Annotated in this window: 21 protein-coding genes; 12 read left to right on the top strand and 9 right to left on the bottom strand. The window is 39.8% G+C overall.

The window, feature by feature from the left end; translation table 11 throughout:
• Nucleotides 1-6 precede the first annotated feature (6 nt).
• From AC07YT_RS11435 to AC07YT_RS11405, 7 genes are all read left to right on the top strand, one after another.
• Entirely contained in the window at nt 7-2,424 is a 2,418-nt protein-coding gene (locus AC07YT_RS11435; RefSeq protein WP_086548024.1) for a TonB-dependent receptor, read from the top strand.
• Between the two features lie 66 nt (nt 2,425-2,490).
• Nucleotides 2,491-3,201, top strand: coding sequence for a DUF4198 domain-containing protein (locus AC07YT_RS11430; protein ID WP_086548025.1), 711 nt, complete (start codon nt 2,491-2,493; stop codon nt 3,199-3,201).
• A 79-nt stretch (nt 3,202-3,280) separates the two neighbouring features.
• Entirely contained in the window at nt 3,281-4,486 is a 1,206-nt protein-coding gene (locus AC07YT_RS11425) for a PepSY-associated TM helix domain-containing protein (RefSeq protein ID WP_086548026.1), read from the top strand.
• Between the two features lie 23 nt (nt 4,487-4,509).
• Nucleotides 4,510-5,448, top strand: coding sequence for a DUF6607 family protein (locus tag AC07YT_RS11420; protein WP_086548027.1), 939 nt, complete (start codon nt 4,510-4,512; stop codon nt 5,446-5,448).
• A gap of 511 nt (nt 5,449-5,959) precedes the next feature.
• Nucleotides 5,960-7,099 carry a M28 family metallopeptidase gene (locus tag AC07YT_RS11415; protein ID WP_086548028.1) on the top strand — a complete coding sequence of 380 codons (1,140 nt, stop codon included), beginning with the start codon at nt 5,960-5,962 and terminating at the stop codon, nt 7,097-7,099.
• A 148-nt stretch (nt 7,100-7,247) separates the two neighbouring features.
• Nucleotides 7,248-8,324 carry a DUF5694 domain-containing protein gene (locus AC07YT_RS11410; protein ID WP_086548029.1) on the top strand — a complete coding sequence of 359 codons (1,077 nt, stop codon included), beginning with the start codon at nt 7,248-7,250 and terminating at the stop codon, nt 8,322-8,324.
• A gap of 287 nt (nt 8,325-8,611) precedes the next feature.
• Complete coding sequence (locus AC07YT_RS11405) at nt 8,612-11,386, top strand: outer membrane beta-barrel protein (protein WP_086548030.1); 2,775 nt, start codon at nt 8,612-8,614, stop codon at nt 11,384-11,386.
• 178 nt (nt 11,387-11,564) lie between these two features.
• Here the strand turns inward: AC07YT_RS11405 and AC07YT_RS11400 are convergent, their stop codons facing one another.
• The 4 genes from AC07YT_RS11400 to AC07YT_RS11385 all read right to left on the bottom strand — a co-directional run bounded on the left by AC07YT_RS11400 (nt 11,565) and on the right by AC07YT_RS11385 (nt 15,507).
• Nucleotides 11,565-12,572 (bottom strand): LLM class flavin-dependent oxidoreductase, encoded by a 1,008-nt coding sequence (locus tag AC07YT_RS11400; RefSeq protein ID WP_086548031.1) that lies wholly within the window; start codon nt 12,570-12,572, stop codon nt 11,565-11,567.
• 152 nt (nt 12,573-12,724) lie between these two features.
• Nucleotides 12,725-13,411, bottom strand: coding sequence for a class I SAM-dependent methyltransferase (locus AC07YT_RS11395; protein ID WP_086548032.1), 687 nt, complete (start codon nt 13,409-13,411; stop codon nt 12,725-12,727).
• A 402-nt stretch (nt 13,412-13,813) separates the two neighbouring features.
• Entirely contained in the window at nt 13,814-15,214 is a 1,401-nt protein-coding gene (locus tag AC07YT_RS11390; protein WP_086548033.1) for an MBL fold metallo-hydrolase RNA specificity domain-containing protein, read from the bottom strand.
• A 65-nt stretch (nt 15,215-15,279) separates the two neighbouring features.
• Nucleotides 15,280-15,507: a YtxH domain-containing protein gene (locus tag AC07YT_RS11385; RefSeq protein WP_086548034.1), complete on the bottom strand. Its 228-nt coding sequence runs from the start codon at nt 15,505-15,507 to the stop codon at nt 15,280-15,282.
• 78 nt (nt 15,508-15,585) lie between these two features.
• Between AC07YT_RS11385 and AC07YT_RS11380 the strand changes: the two genes are divergently transcribed.
• The gene (locus AC07YT_RS11380) at nt 15,586-16,209 is read left to right on the top strand and encodes an HAD family hydrolase (RefSeq protein WP_086548035.1); all 624 of its coding nucleotides are present in this window, start codon (nt 15,586-15,588) and stop codon (nt 16,207-16,209) included.
• A gap of 397 nt (nt 16,210-16,606) precedes the next feature.
• On the top strand, nt 16,607-17,593 hold the full coding sequence (locus tag AC07YT_RS11375) for a hypothetical protein (protein ID WP_086548036.1): 987 nt from the start codon (nt 16,607-16,609) through the stop codon (nt 17,591-17,593).
• A 43-nt stretch (nt 17,594-17,636) separates the two neighbouring features.
• Here AC07YT_RS11375 and AC07YT_RS11370 read toward each other — a convergent pair whose 3' ends face one another.
• Nucleotides 17,637-19,316, bottom strand: a complete 1,680-nt coding sequence (locus AC07YT_RS11370) for a DUF6600 domain-containing protein (protein WP_086548037.1) — start codon at nt 19,314-19,316, stop codon at nt 17,637-17,639.
• A 279-nt stretch (nt 19,317-19,595) separates the two neighbouring features.
• Here AC07YT_RS11370 and AC07YT_RS11365 point away from each other — a divergent pair, with 279 nt between their 5' ends.
• Nucleotides 19,596-20,297, top strand: coding sequence for an SAM-dependent methyltransferase (locus AC07YT_RS11365; protein WP_029274984.1), 702 nt, complete (start codon nt 19,596-19,598; stop codon nt 20,295-20,297).
• 187 nt (nt 20,298-20,484) lie between these two features.
• Nucleotides 20,485-20,664 (top strand): hypothetical protein, encoded by a 180-nt coding sequence (locus tag AC07YT_RS11360; RefSeq protein ID WP_086548038.1) that lies wholly within the window; start codon nt 20,485-20,487, stop codon nt 20,662-20,664.
• 94 nt (nt 20,665-20,758) lie between these two features.
• Here the strand turns inward: AC07YT_RS11360 and AC07YT_RS11355 are convergent, their stop codons facing one another.
• Nucleotides 20,759-21,283, bottom strand: coding sequence for a DinB family protein (locus AC07YT_RS11355; RefSeq protein ID WP_478359504.1), 525 nt, complete (start codon nt 21,281-21,283; stop codon nt 20,759-20,761).
• A gap of 151 nt (nt 21,284-21,434) precedes the next feature.
• On the bottom strand, nt 21,435-21,752 hold the full coding sequence (locus AC07YT_RS11350; protein ID WP_494945320.1) for a hypothetical protein: 318 nt from the start codon (nt 21,750-21,752) through the stop codon (nt 21,435-21,437).
• 308 nt (nt 21,753-22,060) lie between these two features.
• Between AC07YT_RS11350 and AC07YT_RS11345 the strand changes: the two genes are divergently transcribed.
• The gene (locus AC07YT_RS11345; RefSeq protein ID WP_494945319.1) at nt 22,061-22,831 is read left to right on the top strand and encodes a M57 family metalloprotease; all 771 of its coding nucleotides are present in this window, start codon (nt 22,061-22,063) and stop codon (nt 22,829-22,831) included.
• Between the two features lie 90 nt (nt 22,832-22,921).
• On the opposite strand, the gene AC07YT_RS11340 is transcribed toward AC07YT_RS11345, so the two are convergent.
• Together AC07YT_RS11340 and AC07YT_RS11335 are read right to left on the bottom strand one after the other, a co-directional pair.
• Nucleotides 22,922-23,593, bottom strand: a complete 672-nt coding sequence (locus tag AC07YT_RS11340) for an NAD-dependent epimerase/dehydratase family protein (protein ID WP_086548041.1) — start codon at nt 23,591-23,593, stop codon at nt 22,922-22,924.
• Between the two features lie 91 nt (nt 23,594-23,684).
• Complete coding sequence (locus tag AC07YT_RS11335) at nt 23,685-25,820, bottom strand: S9 family peptidase (RefSeq protein WP_086548042.1); 2,136 nt, start codon at nt 25,818-25,820, stop codon at nt 23,685-23,687.
• Between the last annotated feature and the right edge of the window lie 182 nt (nt 25,821-26,002).

The following is a 26,002-nucleotide window of genomic DNA, read 5'->3' as shown; positions in this document are numbered from 1 at the left end:
TAAAAAATGAATAAAATTAAACCCATTAGCTTAACGTTCTTATGCTCTCTCTTTAGCTTATTCTCATTTGCGCAACAATTTGGAACAATAAAGGGAAAGATTAGCACTTCTAATGGAAAACCAGCGGCCTTTATTTCAATTGGATTAAAGGGCAAGGGTCAAGGCACTACATCAGATGATAATGGCTTATACACCATAAACCGTGTTAAAGCCGGAACTTATACAATTAAAGCTTCTGCAGTTGGTATCGACGCCTCAGAAAAAAGCATTACGATTGTTGCAGGTGAGACTAAAATTATCGATTTCGTATTTAAAGAAAATGACCAGGCGCTGGAGGAAATTACAATAGCGGGGATTAATCAAAAATACAAAGTAAGCTTACCTTCTGCTACACTCAGGTTAAACGAACCATTGTTAGAGGCACCACAAAACATTCAAATCGTAAGTAGTGGAATCCTTAAAGACCAGCAGATCATTAGCATGAGCGATGGCTTGATTAGAAATGTAAGTGGTGCAGTTCGTCTTGAACACTGGGGAGATATGTACACCAATATTTTAATGCGCGGATCGCAAATTCAGGCCATGCGTAATGGTTTCAATGTGGTTTCATCTTACTGGGGGCCATTAACCGAAGACATGAGCTTTGTTGACCATATTGAGTTTGTTAAAGGTCCTGCCGGATTTATGCTGGGCAATGGCGATCCAAGCGGCATGTATAACGTGGTGACTAAAAAACCTACCGGTTTAAACCAGGGCGAGGTTTCGTTTACTGCCGGAAGCTTCGATTTATACCGTACAACAATTGATCTTGACCACAAACTAACTGCTGATGGTAAATTCTTATTCAGGTTAAACGCAGCTGCACAAAATAAGGGATCGTTCAGACCATTCGAACAAAATGACCGCTACAGTTTTGCACCCGTATTAAGTTATCAAATAACACCAAGCACCAAGCTAACAGCAGAGTATACCTTGCAAAATGCAAAAATGACTGAGGTAGGTTCTTATTATATTTTTAATACTGCCGGGTATGCCAGCTTACCAAGGGAGTTTACTTTAACACAACCTGGCGTACAGCCTACCCGAATCAACGACCATAGTGTAACATTGAACTTAACACAACAACTAGGTCAGAATTGGAAATTAACTGCACAGGCAGCTTATTATAAATATTTACAAAATGGCACAAGCTCATGGCCATCAGCAGTATATCCAAATGGTACCATTATTCGTAATGTTGGGATATGGGATGCTGAAAGCAGCATGAAATTAGCTCAGTTATTTGTGAACGGAACGGTTAAAACAGGTGGCATTGTACACCGCATTTTAGCTGGTTTTGATGGTGGCAAGAAAAATTATATGGCCGATTGGGGTCAGTCTCACGATTTAGATCTCGCCAGTTCTCCATTTAATTTATACAATCCGAATTATGGCTTCCCGTCAAACGGTTATCCAAACTTTGACCGTGTTACTCCATTAGAACAAAGGGCTGTTGCAGCAGGAGGTTTAATGGATCAAAAATACTTAAGCGGTTACGTTCAGGATGAATTAGGCTTTTTCGATAATATTGTTCGTTTAACCCTTGCAGGTCGTTACACTTATGTAAGTCAATCGGCCTGGGGTGGTTCACCTGATAAAGCCAAACATGTAACCCCAAGGGTTGGCTTAAGCGTATCGGTTGATAAAAACACTTCTGTTTATGCAGTTTATGATGAAGCTTTTACCCCACAGACCGGCTTTTTCCGGGATGGTGGCACCGCAAAACCCATTACCGGTAACAACAAAGAATTGGGTATCAAAAAAGACTGGTTTGACGGCCGTTGGAACACCACCCTATCCGTTTATAGAATTACCAAACAGAATGAGATTACCGGAGATCCACTTAACAAGGCCGGAGAAACTTTCAGTATTGTAATTGGCGAAAAAAGAGCACAAGGTATAGAGTTTGATATCCGTGGTGAATTGGCCAAAGGATTAAACTTAATTGCAAACTATGCCTATACTGATGCGAAGGTAACAAAGGTAGCAGATGGAGTTGAAGGCGTTTTTGTAGGTCAGGTTGTACCAGGTTTTTCAAAACATACCACGAATGCATGGTTAACCTATTCATTACAGAATGGCCTGCTCAAAGGTGCAGGGATTTCTGGAGGTTTTACATACCTGGCCGGCAGAGCAGTAGGAACATACAGCGGAGAAAACGCTAACGAAAATCTTCCTGATTATTTTAAACTGGATGGAGGCTTATTCTGGTCGCATAAAAAAATAAAAATAACCGCCAATGTATTTAACATTTTAGACAAGTATTTGTATAGTGGTGCGTATTACACCAATTACTGGAATGCTCCAACCTACGATCTACCAGTCTACTCATGGCAAGCCGAAGCACCAAGAAACTACAGAGTAAGTGTAGCCTATAAATTTTAATTAAATCAATCAGGAGCAATTGAATCAGATCAATTTCTCCTGGTTTTAAAACCCAACCCAGAAAACATGAAAACTAAAATCTCATTATTATTTTTCTTTCTAGCCTTTAGCATTTCGAGTGCATTTGCACATGCTTTATGGATAGAAACAGCCTCAACAGGTAAAAAAGGACAAGCACAGGAAGTGAAAGTTTTCTTCGGAGAATACGAGAGCAACGAACCTGACTCAGCCGCAAAATGGTTTAGCAATTTAAAACAATTCAGCCTGGTGTTAACCGCTCCAAACGGAACAACTAAGGTGTTAACCACAGCTCCGGATGTACGTTTTTTTAAAGCAAGTTTCACTCCTGATCAGGATGGCACCTATAAACTTTCTGTAGTTCATGAAGTTGCTGACATTTATGAAAAAGCTAAAATTGAATATTATGCCTTTGCAGATGTGGCAGTAGGAAATGCTAAAGTAAACACGGCTTTCCCTGCAACTGCAGCATTAACCATCAGACCGGATAAACATGCTTTAAAAGTGGGTGAAACTTCAGTTCATCAGGTAATTTACAACAAAGCTCCTTTTGCAAAACAAAAGTTAACGGTTGTAAATGCTGAAAGAAAAGCACAACCTACTGAAACCGATGCAGAAGGAAAATTCACTTTCAAACCAGAACAAAAAGGAAATTATTTTCTGGAAGCCTTTACAGAAGATAAAACGCCCGGAAAATTAAATGGAAAAGATTACGATAAAGTTTGGCATTTAGTCACTTATACTACTGCAGTTAAGTAGTCGTAAATTTTTATAAAAATTTAAAGCCAATTAGTCTTAAAAAAGGCTAATTGGTTCTTTTATTCATACCACTTTGCTAATGGCACTAACAAAAACATCAACCAAATCAAAAAACAAGAAATCGCGACTAAGACGGATCAGCGACTGGCTGCACCTGTGGCTGGGCATTGCATCAGGATTAATTGTATTGATGTTAGGCGTTACAGGATGCATGTACGTTTTTCAAAAAGAAATTACTGAACTGATTCACCGCAAAGCCTATTTTGTTGATGTTCCTTCAAATCCTAAAACCTTACCATTAAGTTTACTACAAACCAATGCCGAAAAAGCATTAGGGAATAAAAAGAAAATCAGCTTTATTTCTACATACAAAACACCGGAAAGGGCATGGGAATTTGGCACTTATAAGGCCGGCGACCCTAAAGCCTTCTGGTATTTCGATTCAGTTGATTATTACGATCTCGTATTGGTAAACCCATATACAGGAAAAGTAACCCTGGTTGCCGACCATAAATATGAGTTTTTTGCCGTCGTTAAAATGATCCACTGGAGTTTACTGATCAATCATCCCATTGGTCAGCAGATCATCGGTTGGTCGACTTTCATTTTTGTTTTCCTGCTCATTTCAGGCATGGTCATGTGGTGGCCGAAAAACCTCAAAAAATCGAACTTCGATAAGAGTTTTAAAGTAAAATGGAAGGCCAAATTTAAACGCATTAACTACGACATGCACAATGTACTGGGTTTTTATGTTATGCTGATCTGTTTAATGCTGGCGTTAACAGGTTTGGTTTGGGCATTCCAATGGTTTCAGGGGGCAGTTTATGTGGTGGCATCAGGAAGCACTACGCCACCCAAAGTGGTAGAAGTAAAATCAGATTCAACAAAAAGCATTAAAGCCGTTCCATTCGATATTGTTTTTGATCAGGCCAAAAAGATCTTTAAAAATGAAGACCGCATTGGGATGTCGCCGGCAGCACCTGGTACAGCAACCATTTATGCCACAGGTTATCGTGGTGAAGAAACCTATTGGAATTATGATGTGATCCAGTTCGATCAATACTCGGGCAAGTTATTGCATAGAACAAACCAATCAGAAAAAAATGGTGGTGAAACGGTAATTGGCATGAACTACGATATCCATGTTGGGGCCATTTTAGGATTAACCGGAAAAATAATGGCCTTTTTTGCCAGTTTAATCGCAGCAAGTTTACCCATAACCGGATTTATTATCTGGTGGGGAAAAGGAAAAAAGAAAAAAAATACCGCAGTGGCGGAAAACTAAATACACCCTAATTAATCATAAAAATGAAATTTTTAAACCTAATTTTAGTATTAAGCGGTTTAATCACCCTTAATGCTCATGCACAAACAAAAGCAGACACTCCCGAAGAAAAACTAGAAAAGGATAGAAAAGCAATAAAATCTTTAGCTGGCTTTTATGAAGTGAACTTCAACTATGGTGAAGTTACTGCTCCAGATCCAAACTACAAATTCAGTAAACCTTACGAAAGCCATGGCAACGAATGGGCAGAAATTATTGTAGATGAACCTAAAAGAATTGTGATTCAACACATGCTGGCCATTAACGACACCACGGTTATTAAACACTGGCGCCAGGACTGGACGTATGAAGATACCAACATCATGCTTTATACCGAAGGTAATGCGTGGAAAAAGGGCAATTTAACTCCGGCTGATGTGAAAGGAAAATGGACGCAAAAAGTTTATCAGGTTGATGATAGTCCACGTTACCAGGGCTACGGAACCTGGAGCCATGTTGGCGGTCACGATTCATGGTCGAGCGAAACCGACTCTCCACTACCAAGAAGAGAATCTACTGTGCGTAAAGATTACAATGTATTAAACCGTGGCAGCAGAATCACCATCACTAAAAATGGCTGGATGTTTGAGCAGGATAATAAAAAAATTGTGCGTTCGGCCAGTGGCGATAAACTTTTAGCTGTTGAAAAAGGTTATGAGGAATTTACGAAAATAGATCCTAAAACTTTTGCATATGCACAAAAATGGTGGGCCAGCCAGCAAACTTATTGGGCAGATGTACGCGGTGTTTGGGCTGATATTATTGGCTCGCAAAATACATTTAAAGTACAAACCATGGCGAACGGCAAATTGCTTTACGAAACCCTTTTTAACCTGGGCGATCAATCTATTAAAGAAAAATGGTCAGCAAACCAGAACAAAGAAAAAATTAAAACTGCTTTACAGCCTTATCTGGTAAAGTAAAATAATTGTTTTTATAACGAATGGTTGATGGTTAATAGCAATGGTCTGTTAACTATCAACCATTTTTTACTTAAACCTTACAAGCGATAAGCAAGAGCCATTTTAACCTTTTACTTATTAGTTACATAATGATATGGGCGTTCCCCAATCCCGTGAAATACGGGAAAGGGTCGGGCTTTTCAGGGCTGCGCTGCGTTCCGGTACCGGTGAAAACCGGCACAGAACCCTTACAATCCCTAACGCAGATTTACAATAATAAAATACCCTTACGGCTTTGACTAGCTTCATCTTTAAACTTAAGAACTACAGGCCCAAGTTAAATAAACCTGATAAAGCGGAAAGCCCGGAACGAGGCACGAGTGAGGACTTGAAGCGATAGCAGGACTTTCGTAAACGAAGCACACCGAACCTTTATTTACAAAAAATTGACTATCTAAATTGTAGGTGTATCAAGGTTATACCGTTTAAAAACCGTAAGGTTGTTGTCCAATTTAATTTATTAAATTTCGGGATGAAAAAATTTGGCTTCATCATCTTCCTTTTTTTAGCAATCAATACTTTCGCACAAGATTCTACTTATACCAGAAATATCATTAACACCCTGACATCAAAAGAATTTTGGGGCAGGGGTTATACCCGAGATGGGATGAAAAAATCTGCGACATACCTTGCAGAAACTTATCAGAAAATCGGTCTATTACCGATGGGAGCAAATTATAAACAGGTTTTTAATTTCCCTGTAAATACTTTTCCAGGAAAAATGATGGTGGCCATTAACGGCCAAAAACTCATTCCCGGTAAAGATTTCATTGTGAATAACGAAAGTCCTGGTATTAAACAAAAAGCAATTTTAAACAAGATAGATAGCCTCCATTATCAGGCTTCGTCATCATTAAATATTTTGTTAAAAGATAAATTAACCTGGTCTGTAGCAACAGAAGTTGGCGATTTAACAACGATTCAGATCAATAAAAAGCGTTTAACAGCAATACCGAAAACAATTAGCGTCGACATCGAAAATAAATTCATTCCCGATTTTCAGGCTGCCAATGTTTGCGGTTTAGTTAAGGGCACTAAATTTCCTGATTCTCTTTTAATCATTACTGCACATTACGATCATTTGGGCGGAATGGGTGCCGACACTTATTTCCCTGGTGCAAATGATAATGCTGCCGGCGTAGCCACTTTATTGAGCCTCGCCAAATATTATGCCGCACATCCCCAGGCCTATTCTATTGGTTTTATCTGTTTTGCCGCCGAAGAAGCCGGATTATTGGGATCGAGATATCTCGTAGAAAACCCTTTGGTTCCTTTAAGCAAAATAAAATTTCTGATCAACCTGGATTTAGTTGGCACCGGCGAGGCTGGAATGACGGTAGTTAACGCATCTGTTTATCCTAAAGCATTTGCCATGCTCAACGCCATCAACAATGAAAATCAATATATCTCCAAAATAAACCAGAGGGGTAAAGCCGCCAACAGCGATCATTATTTCTTTACCGAAAAAGGTGTCCCTGCATTCTTCATTTACACACAGGGCGGTCCCACTGCCTATCACGATGTGTTCGATAAGCCAGAAACGTTACCACTTACCGAATATCAGGATCTGTTTAAATTAATTGTTGCGTTCAATCAAAAAATGATGGAGTAGCCTCTTTTCGATTCAAACCTTTAATGTCGAACACCCAACGATTGGATTCCTTTTTCACCGGTTGGGATAATATTACAGGCCTTTGGGATAATTAAATATAGCAATCAAGCCTGTATAATCATCTTTGAATCAACAAAAACGATTCATTATGAAAACCATCCCAAAACTTAGTCTTGCATTTTTATTGTTAATCGCAACTGCAGTTAAATCGAATGCCCAGAACCTCATTGAGATTGTTATAGTAGGCTCTTCGCACGACAACTCCAAATCGGCACAAAACTTTCAGGCGATCATTGATAAACTTAAAAACTTTAAACCTGATATGGTTTTTGGCGAATACCTGCCCCAGAGCGATTATGCCAAACTGGAAGAAAGCAACTGGGCTAAAAAATCGTTTAGAAAAGGACATGATTATTTAGAAAAATTAAATCCGGCATCACCGAAAAATATTGATGTACAAATTAAAAAACACCAAAAAGCACTCGCCTCATTCCCTTATTACCATAAAACCAGAATGAATTTAGCTGTTCACTATGCTAAAAACTGGGACAGGGGAAATGCCGATTACCAGATTTTTGTACTCGAGAATTATATGAAAGAAAGCTTTGGCAAAGAAGAACAGGCTGAATACACCAAAATGTTCGGCAGCATAGATTCACTAAAAAAAGTTGGTTTTTATAGAACCGGGAGTGAATATACTAAAATCTATTTCCCACTTATTTATCAGTTGAAGCAAGATCAGATCTACAATATGGACTGTCAGACTTACGATAAATCGTGGAGCGAAGCCTGGGCCAGGACTGATTCGTTATACAAAATCCTGATCAATACAGCCAAGGCCGATACCACTTCACCAGAGGCCCTTACCGTTAAAGCACTGGAAAAATACTGGAGCTATAGTGATGAAGAATCAAAGGTTTTTAACGCCGATCCATATGCTGGCATGAATACCGTAAGATACGGTGTACTGGATGAATCTATTAATTTTTATGGTGGCCGTCACTTTTATGGTTATGCGGGTTTCCCTACCGAGACGGTTAAAGAGATGATTGTGCAATGGACTTTAAGAAACGAAGGGATGTGTAAAAATATTATCGATCAGGCAAAGGCAAAAAAAGCCAAAAGGATTGTGGTCGGTGTTGGCGCATCACACCGCAAGTGGATGGAAGAAATTTTAGCCAAAAACCCAGCTGTTAAAATTATCAACTATAACGATTTACATTAATATATTATACGCTCCTATTATTAAGCCTCATTGCATTAGCTTGAGGCTTTTTTATTTTAGTCCATGTAATTTTTTCGTTTTGTATTTGCAAAAATATGGTAAGCGGGCTATTTTTACCTAAAAGATTAGTTGTTTTCGGTTGAAATGCAACGTTTAGTTAGCCCGTACGTCTATTAATGAAATTAAGCCAGACATTTAGTCTGTCACATTTTTTATATCGTTCATCACATTTATCTATACCGTAAAAACATAGCGCCTAATTTTAGTTTGCTTATTTAAACCTGTACATGAAGAAACTCCTGCTTTCAATCGGCCTTATCCTAACTATTTTTAATTTATTTGCACAAAAAAACGGAAGCATTACCGGAATTTTAGCCGATAGTGCCAATCGCAAAATCACCTTAAATTACGCCACAGTTTCAGTGTATAAAGTTGGCGATAGTGTATTAAACACTTATAAATTATCGGATGATAAAGGTATTTTCAAAATCAACGGACTAATCATAGGCGTAAAATACCGTTTAGTGGTAACCGCATGGCAATATGGAACATACCGGAAAGAAGTAGAACTAACTGCAGCCAACCCCGCCTTAAATCTGGGCACCCTTTATCTTTCTGTTAAGGCGAATGACTTAAATGAAGTGGTAATTTCGGGAGAAAGACCACCTGTAATTGTACGTAAAGATACCATTGAGTTTAATGCCGAGTCTTTTAAAACACTGCCATCGGCGGTGGTAGAAGATCTGCTAAAAAAGCTACCTGGGGTTGCAATCGCTGCCGATGGGTCTATACAGGTTAATGGCAAAGCAGTGAGTAAAATTTTAGTAGACGGAAAGGAGTTTTTTGGTGGCGACCAGCAGATTGCAACGAAAAACCTGCCCGCAAACATCATCGATAAGGTGCAGGTGGTTGATGATAAGCAGGCTAAAAGACGCGATCCGGATTTAACCGCAGCAGAAATTCCGCAGATTATCAATTTAAAACTAAAAAAAGCCATTAAAAAGGGTGCTTTCGGTAAATTATATGCTGGTGGAGGGTTAAAAGAGCTGTATCAGGCCGGTGGATTAATGAACTTTTTTAGGGATACCACACAGGTGAGTATATTGGCATATGGCAACAACATTAACCAGCCAGGCTTTAACCCTAACGATGTACAGCGGATAGGTGGTTTTAACCGCAGTGGCATCAATTCCATGATGATGAATTCTACCGGTTATTTCGAGTTTAATGGCATTAATTTCGGCGGCAGTTATAATGGTGTCCAAACTTCTTCGGGTGGTGGTTTTAACTTTAACACCCTAACCAAAAAGGGGATCAAAATTAACACACAATATTTCTTTGGCCGATCGGACAATCTTTTAGAAAAACTCACCAATACCAACCAGACATTAGGTACCGACAGGTTGATTACCAATGCCAGCGAAAACACCAATGCACTGATATTGAAACATAATATAGGCGGAAAATTAGACTGGCAAATCGATTCTTTAACACAGCTCACTATCGAGCCGGCAATTGTACTAAGTGCTAACAATTCGGTAAGCAAGGTCTCTTCGCGTAATAACAATGCGAACAACCAACTCATTAACACGCTCCAAAATTTAAATGACCTGAATACTTCGAGCAACAAATATCAGCTTAGAGCCGATTTTAGCAAGGACTTTAAAAAGGCAGGAAGATCTTTAAACCTGGGCACCGATATTTCGGCAACACCAAATCCAATTCTTAATTACAACAGAAGCATTAGTGTTTTTTACCTCACACCTTCCACCTCAGAAATAGATCAGTTGAGGAACAATACCATTGATAATTTCAGGTCTTACCTATATGGCAATTATACCGAACCGATTAGTAAAAAATTTTATTTTAAAGCCGATATAAGTGGAAACATCATTAATAACGAAAATGCACTCAGCACTTTTTATCGCAATCCGGCCAACCAGCTGTACGATATTGCAATCCCCAATTTATCGCAAACCGTTAAACAAGCCGGTTTCAAAACCAATACCAATATTAGCCTCGGATACAAGGTAACTAAAGACCTCTTCCTTCAGCCAGGATTGGTACATAACTATATTTCGTTAAACAACCGCTTTACCAATAGCGCAGATATCGATCAGCGTTATAATTTTATGTGGCCGACATTCCAGTTGAAGTACAAAATATTCCGTTTTAACTATTCAGCCCGCTTTGCAGAGCCGAATGTAAGTTATCTTCAGCCCGTGGCAGATAATACCAATGCATTTTACATCAGAAACGGCAATCCGAACTTATTGCCCGCCCGTACGCAGAATTTAAGCATGAATATGTACAAATACGATCCTAAAAGTCTCATCAATTATAATTTATACGGCTACGGTAGTTTCACAAAAAATGGTGTGGTTAACACGATTACCATAAATAATGGCGTCCAAACAATCAATCCGGTTAACAAGAGCGGTATATACAATTTTAGTGGCGGGGCCAATATTTCGAAAGATTTCAAAAAAGATAAAACCAGTTTAAAAGTAGGTTTAGGTTTCTGGGCCAATTTTGATCATACTCCGGTGATAGTGAATAATATCCAAAGTGATGCGAATGTATTTTACGTAGGGCCAAATGGAAGTGTGAGGTTAAACCTGAATGATAAGGTAGAAATTAACCAATCGTATTCCGTTAACCTGAACAGGAGTAGATACGACGACAGTTTTTACACCAATATCAGTTACAATACCCATCAAAGCACTTCCGAACTAATTATCCGTTATCCCAAAAAACTGGTTTTCGAAACCAGCTATTCTCTAACCATCAACGATCAAAACATTGCCGGATATAACAATAACATCAAATTCTGGAATGCTGCCCTTACTTACCTGTTCATGAAAAACGACAGGGCGCAATTAAAATTCTCGGTGAATGATATTTTACAGAGCAATGTACGAAGGAATATCCAGATTACAGGCAATAGCATTATCGACACACAGAGTAATAACCTGGGTAGATATGGCATGCTTACGCTTACTTATAATATCCAAAACTTTGGACAAAAAGTTGGTGGCCGGCAAACGTTTTTTAGTTTTTAAAGCGCCCGTTCCTGATGCAGGGGGCTGTGTCCACACAGCGCTCCGCAAAAATTACTCGTTTCAAACTTTTCATAATGGCCGGATAAGTGCGAGCCGAAGCAATCTTTTTGTCAATTCATCAAATAGATTGCTTCACTCCTTCGCAAATCCCTTTCTTCAGTTCGCAATGACGATTTTATCACGACAAAAACATCTCGGCAAGCAACTCATACGATTTTATACGGTCTTCAAAATGCTCAGTAATGGTAACGGCCATCAGTTCATCAACATCATAATCGGCAGCCAGTTTGGTCAGTCGTTCTTTAATTACCTCCGGGGTACCATAAATCATTCTTGGTTTATTGGCCTTAATGCGTTCCTGCTCTGCAGCATTATAATTGATATCTTTAATGTCGTTCCAGCCGACCGAAGTTAAACCTCCTCCTTTTTCCAGCTGGAGAAAACGATAAGCCATTAAGGCCTCCTGCTGTTTAACTTTTTCTTCATCTGCTGAGCAGAAAATAAAAAGGGCCACATTTTCTACTGGTTTTGCCAGGTCAACGGAAGGTTTAAAATGTTCCCGGTAGTATTGAACAGCCTGCGGCCCTCCATGTGGGTTAATAAAATGGGCAAAAGAAAAGCCCATTCCAAAGTGTGCCGAAAATAAAGCACTTTGTCCGCTACTGCTCAAAAGCCACTGTTGCGGAATGGTTTCAGCAATCGGAATAGCCTTTATTTTTGCCTGAATTCCGCCATCTGAAGTATCGTGTAAGTAATGCTGCAGCTCTCGCAGTTGTTCTACAAAATCCTGCTCGCTCCAATTGTTTGAGGGGTTAAGCAACGAAGCGGTAATGCGGTCGGTACCCGGAGCACGCCCCATACCCAGATCGATACGGTTAGGGTGCATCACCTCCAGCAAACGAAAACTTTCTGCAACCTTTAACGCGCTATGGTTAGGCAGCATAATACCACCCGAACCTATTCTTAACGTTTTGGTATGATTGGCCAAATGCGCAATTAGGATCTCGGGCGTTGAACCTGCTAAACTGGTGGTATTGTGATGTTCTGAAACCCAGAAACGGTGGTACCCTAACCTTTCGGTTTCTTGTGCAAGTATAGTGGTTTCTTCAATGGCACGACGGGCAGTAACACCCTTGCGAACCGGTGACTGATCTAACACACTTAGTTTTATTTTTGTATTGCTCATATTCGTATCTAACAAATTTATGAGCCTGCTCATTTAAAACAGGAGTACGAAAAGCTTTATGACTTTTAAATTACCCCCTAGCCCCCTCGAGGGGGAACTTAGAGCGAAAACACAAAAACACCTTTTTTATTTTTAAAACAAGTAAAGCCCCTTTAGGGGTTTGGGGTTAGTTTGACTAAATACTGATCTTCGCCATCATCAAAAATCAATTCAGCATCCCATCCCGTTTCTTTCGCAATCTGCTTAATGGTTTCTTCATCGATGTAAATCCAGTTAAACCAATTGCCTTTCTCGCCTTTATATTCGTACTGATAAGATACCTCTCCATAATATTGGTTTTGTGGTTTTGGCATATCTTCATATAAATAAGCAATATCAGAAGAATCGAAAATTACCTGTCCGTTAGGGTTAATGAGGTCTTTTAATTTGATGAGAAAATCCTTAAAACCAGGTAAAGTTCCGGTTAAACCAATACCATTCATGAGCATGATAATGGTATCGAATTTCTCCTGATAGGTAAAAATATCCTGCACGAATGCTTTTTTTACACCGCGGTCTTTCATAATATTCACCGCTGCTTCCGAAATATCAATAGCCGTTACATCAATATTAAAAGCCTGTAAAAGTAAAGCATGACTGCCCACACCGGCGCCAATATCCAATACCTTGCCGCTGCACATGTGTAAGGCCTGAAGTTCTAAAACGGGCATATCTTCATCATCACGGAAGAAGAATTCTAAAGGCATTTCTTCTGGCTCCCCATACGAATTGTGCAACCAAAGGGTATCAGCCTCGCCTGTTCTGTAAATATCTGTTAACGCTTTACCAAAAACATCCATGCGGGCAAAGATAGGGAAATTGAATATGATGTAAGATGGAAGATGGATGAAGTGAGATGGAAAATGGAAATTTATAATTACGCTGTTAGTTGGGATTTAAGTTAGTCGGGATTTGTAATCCCGTCTTAGGAGCCAGGGACTTCCAATCCTCAAAAGACAAGTGAAAACCAGACTATAAATTTGAAGAATGAAAGTAAAATGGAAAATGGATGAGGTGAGATGGAAAATGGAAGAGGTATGAAAAGGAGCCGATGAAACAAACTCTTCTTAACTACCTTTGAGGATGTAAAAAGAAAAATCGTCATCTCGACTGAAGCACAGCGGAATGGAGAGATCTATATTTTAGATTTCTCCATTCCGCTCGAAATGACGGCGCCCTACAAATCCGGACCAACTTAATCATTATTCGATCTCAAATACCTGATGGTAGTCGGGGATAGCCACATGTTTAAAACCTGCATCTTTCAATTTGCTGGCGAAATTTTGCTGCACTTCGTATTCGCCATGTACCAAAAAGAGTTGTTTAACTTTAGCGGGATCCTGACCTGATAAAAAATGTAATAAATCTTCATAATCGCCATGTGCACTCATCGATTTTATCGATCGTACTTCGGCTTTAACTTCATATTCATCGCGGAAAATCTCCACAACTTTTTGTCCGGCAATTAACCTACCACCAAGCGATTTAGGTTCGCAATATCCCACCATCAAAATGGTATTTTTCTGATTACCAATATTATTCCTGATGTGGTGTTTTACACGGCCAGCCTCTGCCATACCTGATGCAGAAATAATCACACATGGTCTGGGATCGGCGTTTAAAGCTTTCGATTCTTCTACACTTTCGATAAAACGCAGGCCTTTAAAACCAAATATATCATGATCTACTTTTAAAGTTTCCTTAACGCCATTATTGTATACTTCAGGGTGGTTTTTAAGAATTTCAGTTGCTTTTGATGATAAAGGACTATCTACATAGTACGGAACATCAGGCAATTTACCTTTTAACTCCAGCCCATTTAAAGCGTAAAGCAGCTCCTGCGTACGGCCAACGGCAAAAGCCGGGATAATCACTTTCCCCTTTTTCACTTTGCAGGTATTGTTAATGATTTCTAAAAGCATGTTTTCGATCGGATCAAGATCTTTATGCAGCGAATCGCCGTAGGTAGATTCCATTAAGATATAATCGGCCTGATCAAACTGTTGCGGGCTCTTTAAAAGCAAGTCGCCATAACGGCCCACATCTCCTGAAAAGGTAATTCGTATCGGTTTTCCGTCTTCTGTAATGGTAAGGTGAACCGCAGCACTGCCTAAAATATGGCCGGCATCAGTAAACTTTAAGCGAATGCCTGCCTCAATCTCGAAATCCTCTTCATACTCCACAATCTTCATCTGACTAACCGTTTTAGTCACGTCTTCATCGGTGTAAAGTGGCTCTTCCATTTCCTCGCCTTCGCGCAGATGGCGGTTAGAAAATTCGGCATCCTGCATCTGTATTTTGGCAGAATCCATCATTAAAATACGGGCCAGATCCATAGTTGCCGAGGTACAGAAAATCTTACCTTCAAAACCTTCTGCAACCAGTTTGGGCAATAAACCACAATGATCTATATGTGCGTGTGATAAAACCAGGTAGGTAACCTTTTTGGCATCAAAGCCGAAAAAATCGTTTAATTTATCGGTAATACGGCCCATCCCCTGGAATAAGCCACAATCTAATAAAATCTGGGTGCCGTTTTTTAAGGTAATAAGGTGCTTACTCCCCGTAACAGTACGGGCGGCACCATGAAAAGCAATGTTCATCTAAATGGTGGTTAGAAAATATATATAGAATAAAAATGCCGGATATTTCCGGCACTTCCAATTCTTTATGCATTTATTTCTGCTATTTTATCTTTCACCTTATCAGCTACACCAGTTGCTTTATCTGCTAAACCTGCAAGTTTATCTTTCGAACTATCTAAAATATCCGCTAACCAGTCTGATACTTTACCCTTTAAATCGCTGGTAGAATCAGAAGATAATGCCAATGCGATTGTTGCACCAAGTGCTGCTCCAGCTAATACGCCTACTATAATTTTTGTTTCCTTTGTCATAACTTTATTATTTAATAATTAAACATTAATTGGCACTTGTTGTTTTGGTTTTATTCTAACATAAATCATTCCATTTACATGAAGCATATTTTTTTTATCGATCTGGACAATACCATCTATTTTACCAAACCTAACGAAGAGCAGTTGATGAGTGGTTTATACCAGCTTTTAGACCAGGAAGATTTAGGAGTTTCTGATGAGGTATATCAAACATCGAAAAAAGATATGTTAAGGACCCCTTTCCAGAAAGTAGCCAAAAAATATGGCTTTAAACAATTAGCCGTTGATCGTGCGGTTGATTATTTAAAAAACCGCGAAGTAACCAGCCCCTTAAAACCGAGCAATGATTACCATTACATTAAAAGCCTTAAAGGACGTAAATTTATTGTAACGGCGGGTTTTCCGAAACAGCAAACCTCAAAGGTGAAGATGTTGGGTATCGCTGATGATTTTGAGGAAATACATGTTGTGGATGTTTCGACCACCAACAAAAAGGAAGCTTTCAAACTGCTGATTGATAAATACAATCTTAAAACAGATGATATCTTAATTATAGGTGATGATGCCGAATCGGAAATTAAATTCGGACTGGAACTGGGGATTGAAACATTTTTACTCGATCCCGAAAACCTGCATCCAGGTGCCAAAAGCACTTTTAGGGGAATTGATTTAAGTAATTTGCATAAGGCAGCAGGGCAGTAAGGTGCCGTCATTGTGAAGCCAGTTTTTCATTGGCTGAAGCAATCTTTATTGCAACACCCCCATTGCATGAAGATGGCCTGTCTGTTGTTCCCGAAGCAGTACTGCATTTACATTTTCAGATAAATATTATAAAGTTAATAGGAGAGCAGTTTTCTACAATTATTTAAGTATCTCCCCGCTTTCCGTTTTACTTATCCCGATGAAGATCGGGATTGCGTGCTCACTCCAATCGGGTCTAGATAGCTCGTGGGGTGGTGTTATTTTTGGCTGGGTGCTCAGCTGCATAAGCCTTTGTTTTTAAACCCCTACCAGCAGCAAGCAGTAATTTCTTTAACTAACCCACTTGCTCCTAATTCAAAATTAAATACTTTTGAATTTTATTTCGTCCCAGATCAATATGGATTACCTAAGTTATAAGCTCAAATTAATTTATTCCCGTTATCTTATCATTACATTAGGCTCAATTGTTGGTTTTTCAATAGTAAATATATGCCTCTTTCAAACACAGCTTATACCCATTGAAGACTTTTTTTATGAGTTTTTAATACCCATGCTCCTTCCTATACTTCCAGTAATTTTTTGGTTGAGGCCACGACTAAAGCTTTTAAGGCTGGAAAGAAAAAATGGAAAAGATTTATTTGAATTTTACCTGATCATTGCATGGTTTGCCATTATATGCCCTTCTATTTTTGCACAGAAATATATCACCAGCGCAGTTGGCCAACTCACCGAATTAAAAACAATTAGCAGCATCGACCAAAGTTACCTCACCAAATTTTATAAGGTTCAAAATCTGTATCTTGATAAGACACATAGTGCTGTACAGGTTGAAGCCAAAGCCACTGGCAAACACAACGAAAATTTAAAATTTACAGTTTATACGGCCATTCCAATTTACAATGAACCAACACCGCCGCTAATGAGATCTCCATCAAAAGCAAGATCGCTTCAATATGGAGTAAAATCTTCAGGTAAGATGGAGCTAGATGATTTACGGCCAAAAGCCTGGCTTGGCTGGCAAATGACAAAACAAATAAACAACAGACTAACGAAAGAAACAAAAGATAATATGTTTAGGACGTTCCTTAAAGATTCACATCTGAGTTTCCTGCACGACAAAATTTATAATTTTGATTATCTGCAGAAAATAGGCAACAGTAAGGATTATAAAAATTTCAAAAAAGGTATTGCCCATGCTGATCCCGGTTCACCAATAAATCCTGTTTTGTTAATACCTAAATATACTCCATTTGAAAAAAGGGGTAGCCATCAATTATTTCTGACACTTTTATCATTTTTTATAGGTTCAACAATATGGTTAATCATGTTAATCCCTCCGAAATTTAAAAAAGAAAAACTGCAAATGCCAGTGGGATCTATTTAAAATAAAACAAAAAAAGTCCCGATTTTCATCGGGACTTATCAATCTATCCTCTACCACCTCTTGATGGTCTTCCTCCTTCAGAGCCGCTTCTTTCACCACCCCTTTGTTGTTGTTGTTGCGGTGGTGCTTCTGTTCTTCTTTGTTCTTGTCTTTGTTGCATTTGCTGCTGCTGTTGCTGTGCTCTTTGTTGTTGAGCCTGCGCATCACGCTGTGCACGTTCTTGTTGCTGCGCCTGGGCACGTTGTTGCTGTGCCTGAGCATCGCGTTGCGCTCTTTCTTGTTGCTGAGCCTGAGCTTGCTGCGCACGTTGTTGTTGCATTTGCTCATTTCTTTGCTGTTGCATCTGCGCATCTCGCTGAGTCCTTTCCTGTTGCTGGGCCTGGGCTTGCTGTGCACGTTGCTGTTGCAACTGCTCATTACGTTGTTGCTGTACCTGGGCATCACGTTGCGTACGTTGTTGCTGAAATTGCTCATTACGCTGTGCTCTTTGCTGCTCCATTTGGGCCGCGCGTTGTTGTTGGTCTATCTGACCACGTTGCTGTGTTTGAACATCGCGCTGTGTACGTTGCTGATCCTGGCTCATACGGTCTTGTTGCGTACGTTGTTGCCTCATCTGCTCTAAACGCTGCTGATCCTGACCGCGGTTTACGTTTTCTTGTCCGTTTCTTCCGTCTACACCATTGGCATTTCCACGGCTGGCACGACCATTAGCATCTCTATTGTAAACTTCACCTCTGTTATTAGGCTGATTGTTATTGTCTCTGCTTATGGTACCATTGTTCCGGTCAGGTTGTGCGGTACGGTTATCTCCTCTTGATCCAAAACGGTTATCATTATTATTGTTACTACCACCTCTTTGATCGCGATTGCTATAACCTTCATTTCTACCACCCCTGCTAATACCAGCATTACCTTGCTCAAATTTTCTTGGTGCTGCACTACGGTTGTCGGCATTACGCTCTGGTCTAGGTCTGTAAATAGATACTTCCCTGCTATTAATCCTGCTTGCACCTGGTCTTGAACCTTGTGAATACCTATAAACGGTTACATCCCTGTTGGTTGCACGTCTGATATCTTCAACCCTTGGGCCACCATAATAGGTTCTTCTGTTATACACATAGGTATTATTGATAATGGTGGTGTTTCGGATATATACATTGTTGCGACCATAATCATATCTTGGAAATACATTGATATAGATATTGCGTTGCGGGATAAAGTTCCAGCAGAAATCTGGCACAGCATAACGACGGCCAAAGCTCAGATTAATATTAATGCTTGGTGCCATTGGTGCCCATCCGTAGTATCCATCGCCGCTTCTCCAATCTACCCAGGCTGGTCCCCAATTGGTATCTGGTAACCAGATCCATTGCCTGTAACTGTTAATCACCCAACGGCCATAGTGGAAAGGTGCCCAGCCCCAATCGTAATTAGAAACCCAGGTATTACCATATTCGGTCATGGCCCAGCGTCCGTTGGTATAATATGGACGAAATTCGCTTTGATCTACATCCGGGCGCCAAACATAGCCATATTGAGGATCTTGTATCCAGGTGCCATAAGGCGAAAGTTCATCGTAAAAAGTCTGTAAAGAAACATTGCCAGTGCTATAACCATCGTCCTGGTAATCGTTTTGATAGTCTTGTGCCCTGACAAGGGTTGTGGTTCCGGCAAGGAGCGCAAATAGCCCCAGCACAAGTGCCGTAGATTTCAGTGTTTTCATTTGTGTGTTTTATTTTAATAACCTAATGTGTGTGTATCAATTAGAGAACCAAAAATATAGAAGGTTTAATATGCATGCATAGTTTCTGCGTTTTCCTTCAAATATTGCCCTACAAGGCATATTTAACTAATATTTAACGTTTTAAGCCGAGTTTAATTGTGCAGAAAATAAGTCAGTTAGAAATAAAATTTGCTACACCTTTGCTTACAAAAGAGATTATATTGCCGGTACCGCAAATTTTAGAACTTAAATTCTATTTATTGTAAGTATTTTTGTAGCATGCAAAAAGGCACTTTATACCTTATTCCCGTACCATTGGCTGAAGAGGTAGCACACAAAACTTTTACCCCTTATTTGGTTGATACCATTAACCAGATTGATACCTACATTGTAGAAAATAGTAAAACAGCCCGCCGGTTTTTAAAAGAGGCTGGTTTAAAAACACCTCAAAAAGATTTAATCGTGCACGATTATGGCAAACATAACCGGACAGATTTAGGTCAGTTTTTTGTTGAGCTTGCCGCCGGAAAAGATGTAGGTTTAATGAGCGAAGCGGGTTGTCCGGGCATTGCCGATCCCGGGGCTGATATTGTCGCCGAAGCACATAAACGCGGCATTAAAGTGGTACCATTAGTAGGGCCAAGCTCGATTTTACTGGCCTTAATGGCCTCAGGTTTTAACGGACAGAGTTTCGCATTTTGGGGCTATTTACCAATTGATAAAGAACAGCGGACCAAACGCATTAAAGATTTAGATTTATCGGCGAGCCGTTACAAACAAACCCAGATCTTCATCGAAACCCCTTTCCGCAACAACCAGCTTTTTGAAGAAGTGCTGAAAAGCTGCAAACCCAATACGCAGGTTTGTGTAGCCAGTAACCTCACGGCAGAAGATGAGTTTATTAAAACCCAAAGTGTTTACAATTGGCGCAAAGAGGAAATAGATCTTCATAAACAACCTACTATATTTTTGTTGTACTAAGATAAAATCGTCATCTCGACTGAAGCGTAGTCCCGAATTATCGGGAGAGAGATCTTTTTATATAGATTTCCCGACTCCGTTGCACTTTGCTCGAAATGACGAACAATTTCAAAAAATCAAAACATATCCGATAACATATTGGTTGTTATTATAGCGCGCTGCAATTTATTTACTAAATCTTAGCATGATGAAAAACACGATCACACCAAAAAACAATCCAACCGTTCAGGGCAGTTCAATAGCCGATCGGGCGAACCACGATGTTAAAACGGATAAAAAAATCCAGGGAATAACCAATGGCGGTGGCCAGCGGTCAGATCAAACTTCTAACAAGGATAATCAACGGAAGTACGATAATAAAAAATAATCGAAGGTCGTTTAATATGACCAAAAGAAAAGGCTTGTCGGAAAATCTTTATTGAATGAGATTTCCTGACAAGCCTTTTTTAATAAATGGCATTTTATTTCGCCATTACATTATAGAAGTTATAATCCGTCATGGGTGCACCTGTTATGCCTAAATTATGGCAAATCGTAATGATCTGGCCACGGTGGTAAGTACTGTGGTTGAAAACATGTAACACATATTCGAAATTCTGAAAGTCGGAAGTGAACCAGGGGCTTTGGATTTCCGTTTTCTGATTAAATCTATCTTCACTAATTGCGGTAATATAAACGGCTAAATTTTCTGACTGTTTCAACAGCGCATCAAAAATATCATTCAAACTTCCATATTCGCGAAATTCGAATTCGGTTTTAGTGAGGATTGAATACCAATACTCCTGCGCCTGTAAAATATGGGCGAGCGTTAACTTTACACTTTTAAAACTCGATAATACTTCCTGCTCCAATAATTGTTCCGGATGATTTTTTAACCAGTTTACCAAGGTTAAATTTGCCCAGAAATTATAGTTTGCATAATTTTTCATTAAATACACAAGGGAAGTTTCTTCCATTGTTTCTGCGAATAATTGTTCCTGTACCATGTCTTTTTTGCTTTAGTTACACAAAGAAAACACAGGCCACTGACAACCCTATGGCAGTGTAAAAATCAGCATGAAAATATTTTTAAAATAAACATTTCCCCATCCATTTTCCATCATCCATCTCCCATCTTACATCATCCATCTTTGCCTCCTACCTGATCACCCTATCAGGAGAATAGGCGATAAAATACTCCGATCCGGTTTGGATACTGACATTCCGATCGGGCACATTAACTTTAGGTTGCTCTTTAAGCTGCAATAATACGCTCGCTGCAAAATCATGTATCTTTTTTGGATCTACCCGGTAAGAAACCGTCGGAAAGAAATCATGTTCTATTTCGGCCTTTCCCTGCTCACTTACCTGGCTAAACTTCCAAGATTCTTTGGCCCGAAAACCATTTTCGTTGTTGGCATTGTTTAAATGGTATAAAAACACCTTCGCCTGTAAGGCTATACTCTCATTTTGCATACTATAAAATTTGGGCCTTCCGGCCATAATTTGGTAAGGTAAGAAGAATTAACTGGTAGTCTGTTTTTTTTCGACCTGCAAGCGGTGCCGCCCGCACGTTATTTTCGGTTTACCAATCAATCCCATTAAAAAAAATCCATAAAAACAGACTGTTTGTGTAAATTTTTAAATACAAATATAGCTTTACAACATTACATCATATGCTAATTAAGTTTTCGTGTAAAATAATAAAATGGGCGGATATTAATGTAACACCTTCTGTTACATTTGTTTATCAGCTCCGAAAGGACTTAACTAACTTAAACTTCATGAAAAATAATCTAAAAAAGATTGCCATCGTTGCCATGGTGGCATTGGTAATTGCCGCCTGTAAAAAAAATCAGGAATCGACCACTGCGCCACAAGAAACGGTAAAAAATGCTGACAAAGTTTTACAGTACATTAAAGACCTTGGTTTCCCTGCATCAAGTATTGTTGATAATGGCAATGAATTTATCGTAGAAGAGGATATTTCATTTCCGAAAAACATGGAAATCCCGGCTAATGGTGCTGGCGCAATAACAGAGCAATACTACACCGGAAGCATTGTAAACAGCACTAAAAAACTGAATATTAGAATTTTTGTAGATCCATCTATGACTTCTATGAGCAGCGAGATCAATAGTGCAATTGCGCAATGGAATGGTGTATCAGGTTCAACCTTAAGGTTTAGTATCGTAACTACAGCGCCATACGATATCTTAATCAAAGACGAAGCCTTAACAGCGCCTCCGGGATATGTTACCTGTGGTATGGCACAATTCCCTTCGGGCGGAAGTGCTGGTGCGCTGGTTAGAATTAACAAAGCAGGCATTGCAGGTAATTCCTTTGCACAACGTGCAAGAACAATATGCCATGAGTTTGGACACTGTATTTCTTTCAGACATACGAACTGGTCAGCTCAGGGCGAATCTACGGCTACAAACGTTCCTGGTGTTACCGGAACAGATGCTTTATCACTGATGAATGGTGGCCAATGTGGATCGGGCGCAACAGTATTATCACAAAAAGATAAAGATGCCACTGCTGCATTGTATTAAAATTTGCTAAAAACAACTAAACAAACCTAAACTGGTCTATAAGGAGCTGATAAAATGATTAAGCCCGGGCACTCATTGTAGTACCTGGGCTTATTCTTTTGACAAGGCAATAATGTCTTTCCCTTCTAAAATCCGTCGCTCGTCATTATGGCTTAAAGTATTAATCATGGCATTGCCCAGCTCGGCCATGGTGCAAAATCCACCAGGATAAATGGCCCTTCCAACAGGAAATAACCAATTGATATAAGTATAAAATTTGTGTGCGTATTTTTGTCCTGGCAATGGTTTAATAAAACCCGGGCGAAAATTAAATACCTGTTTGAAAGGTAATTTCATTAAATCGTTCTCCGTTTTACCCTTTACCTGCGCCCATTTCAACCGGCCATTCGCATTAGTTCCCCCTCCTGAAACATAACAAAAAGTCATTCCATCGTTCAGCTTGCTTAAGGTTTCGGCAACATGCATGGTTAGGGTATAAGTCATTTTGTAATAAGTATCGCTATCAACACCTACTGAGGTAATGCCTAAACAAAAGAAACAGGCATTATAACCCGAAAGCTGATTTTCAATTGGCGAAAAATCGAAAAAATCAGCATGGATAATTTCTTTTAGCTTAGGATGCGTATACCCACAAGGCTTGCGGTTGATGACTAAAACACCATCAATTTCCGGACTGTTTAAACATTGCATCAATACGCCCTCGCCAACCATTCCTGTAGCACCGGTGATGATTATGTTATTCTGACCTCTGGTTTTTCCCATGATTATTGTTTACGAACTAAAACGATCCAAAAGAAGCTTTGTTTAGCACAATATACAAAAAGAGCAACCGGTTAAAGTTGCTCTTAAAAAATTATCTTGCTGAGGGGCCTCTCATCTGGTAATCTTTAGGTGGTTCTGCTCCTAAAAGATGTTGTACAAAGTAATCCCAGCGTCGTCGGGTCATATATGGCGAGTAATCGCCATAACCGTGTGCACTATTTGGAAAAATAACCAGATCAAAAGATTTGTTTGCTTTTTCTAATGCCTCAACTACGAGTAATGTATTGTAAGGTGGTACATTATCATCCATCATACCATGTACCAGCATCAGTTTTCCTTTCAGGTTTTTAGCGTAGTTCTGGTTGGCCTGTGCTTCGTAATCTGAATTTTCTACCAAACCATTGTAACGCTCGCCCCAATCGTCCTCATAATTTCTGTTATCGTGATTTCCTGATTCTGAAATTCCCACTTTAAAGAAATCCGGATAACGGAACATGGCCGCAGCGGTGGCAAAACCACCACCCGAGTGCCCCCAGATCCCTACTTTTGTCGTATCAATAGGGTATTTAGCAGAAAGCTGTCTGATGGCTGCAATCTGATCAGGCAGGGTATTCTCGGCCATATTGCCATAACTCATGTCATGGAAACTTTTAGAGCGGTCGGGATTACTGGTTCCTTCTATTACCACTACAATAAAGCCCAGTTCGGCCAAAGCCTGATTATCGCCACGCGAAGCCGCAAAAGACCAGCTGCCTACACTACCACCCTGCGGACCTGGGTAAATATAATCGATCACCGGGTATTTCTGCCCTGCATCCATTTTGGTTGGTGTAAAAACCAGTCCGTAAATATCGGTTTTGCCATCTTTGGCTTTAACTGTAACCGGAACAGGGGCTTTCCAGCCGGTAGCGCTTAACCTCGATACATCTGTTTTCTCTAAAGTATTGATCAGTTTCCCATCGATACTTCTTAAAACAGTAACCGCTGGTACATCTGGTTGCGAATAAGTATCTACAAAATATGCAAACGAAGGAGAAAATACCACCTGGTGGTTGCCTTCTTCAGGGGTTAACGATGCCAGGTTTTTCCCGTCGAAACCGATTTTGTATAAATGGCTGAAATAAGGATTGCCTTTTTCGCGGCCATTGGCCATGAAATAAAGTGTGCGTGTTTTTTCGTCAACTTTAATTAAACGGGTCACTACGAAATCGCCTTTGGTAATCTGGTTTTTCAATTTTCCGCTGGTCGCATCGTACAAGTACAAGTGGCCCCAGTTATCTCTTTCCGAATACCAGATAATTTCTTTTGATGCCGGAAGGTAGCGCCAGTTGATGGCTCCCTGACCAGATTCGTATTGTGTTTTTACCGTTTCTTCAAAAACTTCGCGAACCGCGCCTGTTGTAGTATTGGCAATGCGGAATTTTTCATTTTTATGATCGCGGGAAGTAGAGAGGAAGGCCACTTCAGTACCATCGGCTTTCCAGTCGATATCATCAAAAGTACCGCTGCTCGAAATATCATCGCTTAAGGTTGCACGATGTTGATCTGCCGGGATGTTTAGCGAAACCATCTTCGCATTTTCTACATCAATAACTACTCTTCTAATCGTTGCAATCTGTTTATCACCAGGCAGAGGGTATTTCCATGCTTTTAATTCTGGCGCGCCTACATTAGTGGTTACCAGATACATGTCTTTCGAATTTCGCTGATCCTGCTGAAAAGTGGCTATCTTTTTCGAATCAGGCGACCAGCGCAAAATCGGTGCATCGCTATGTTTCCATCCCGCATTGTCGGTAGCATAACCATAATCTTTAATGCCATCAGTGGTTAACTGTGTTAATTTTCCTGTGGCTACATCCTTAACAAACAGGTTGTAATCTTGAATTAAAACGGCTTTTTTCCCATCAGGAGACAAAACTTCATTGCGGCCAGCGCCCCGGCGTGATGGCGTTGCACTGCTTTTATAGTCGGTAGTTAACGTTTTGGTTTTCTTTACCGGATCTACCAAAAAAGTTTGTTCGGCACCATTGGTTTTAGTGGTGTACCAGAATTTATCGCCATCCAGCCAGTTTGGTTGCACACTGGCATGGTCGATGTACTTTGCGGTGTTGTAGCTCATAAAACTTTCCGCTCTTTCGTAATCTTTAACGGTTAAAGCTTTCTGCTGAGCATTTGCTGTAATGGCTAAAGCACAAGCCGTTACGGTAAGCCAATATTTATTTATCATGTTAGTTAATCTTGCGATAAAAATAAGACTGTTTTAGGAAATGATTGGTATTAATCTTGATATAATTTCCCCAAGCATCATAATCTTTCTTTTTTTTGGAAAAGCAGGTTCCTGTGTGCATTGGCCCCGAAAGTCCTGCTCATTCGCGCTACTGCGTGCCGCTGCGATCAAGGTTTATTTAA

It is taken from the genome of Pedobacter sp. GW460-11-11-14-TSB4, assembly GCF_059423705.1.
The sequence above is the reverse complement of the archived record's forward strand: the minus strand, read 5'-3'. Positions and strand labels throughout refer to the sequence as shown.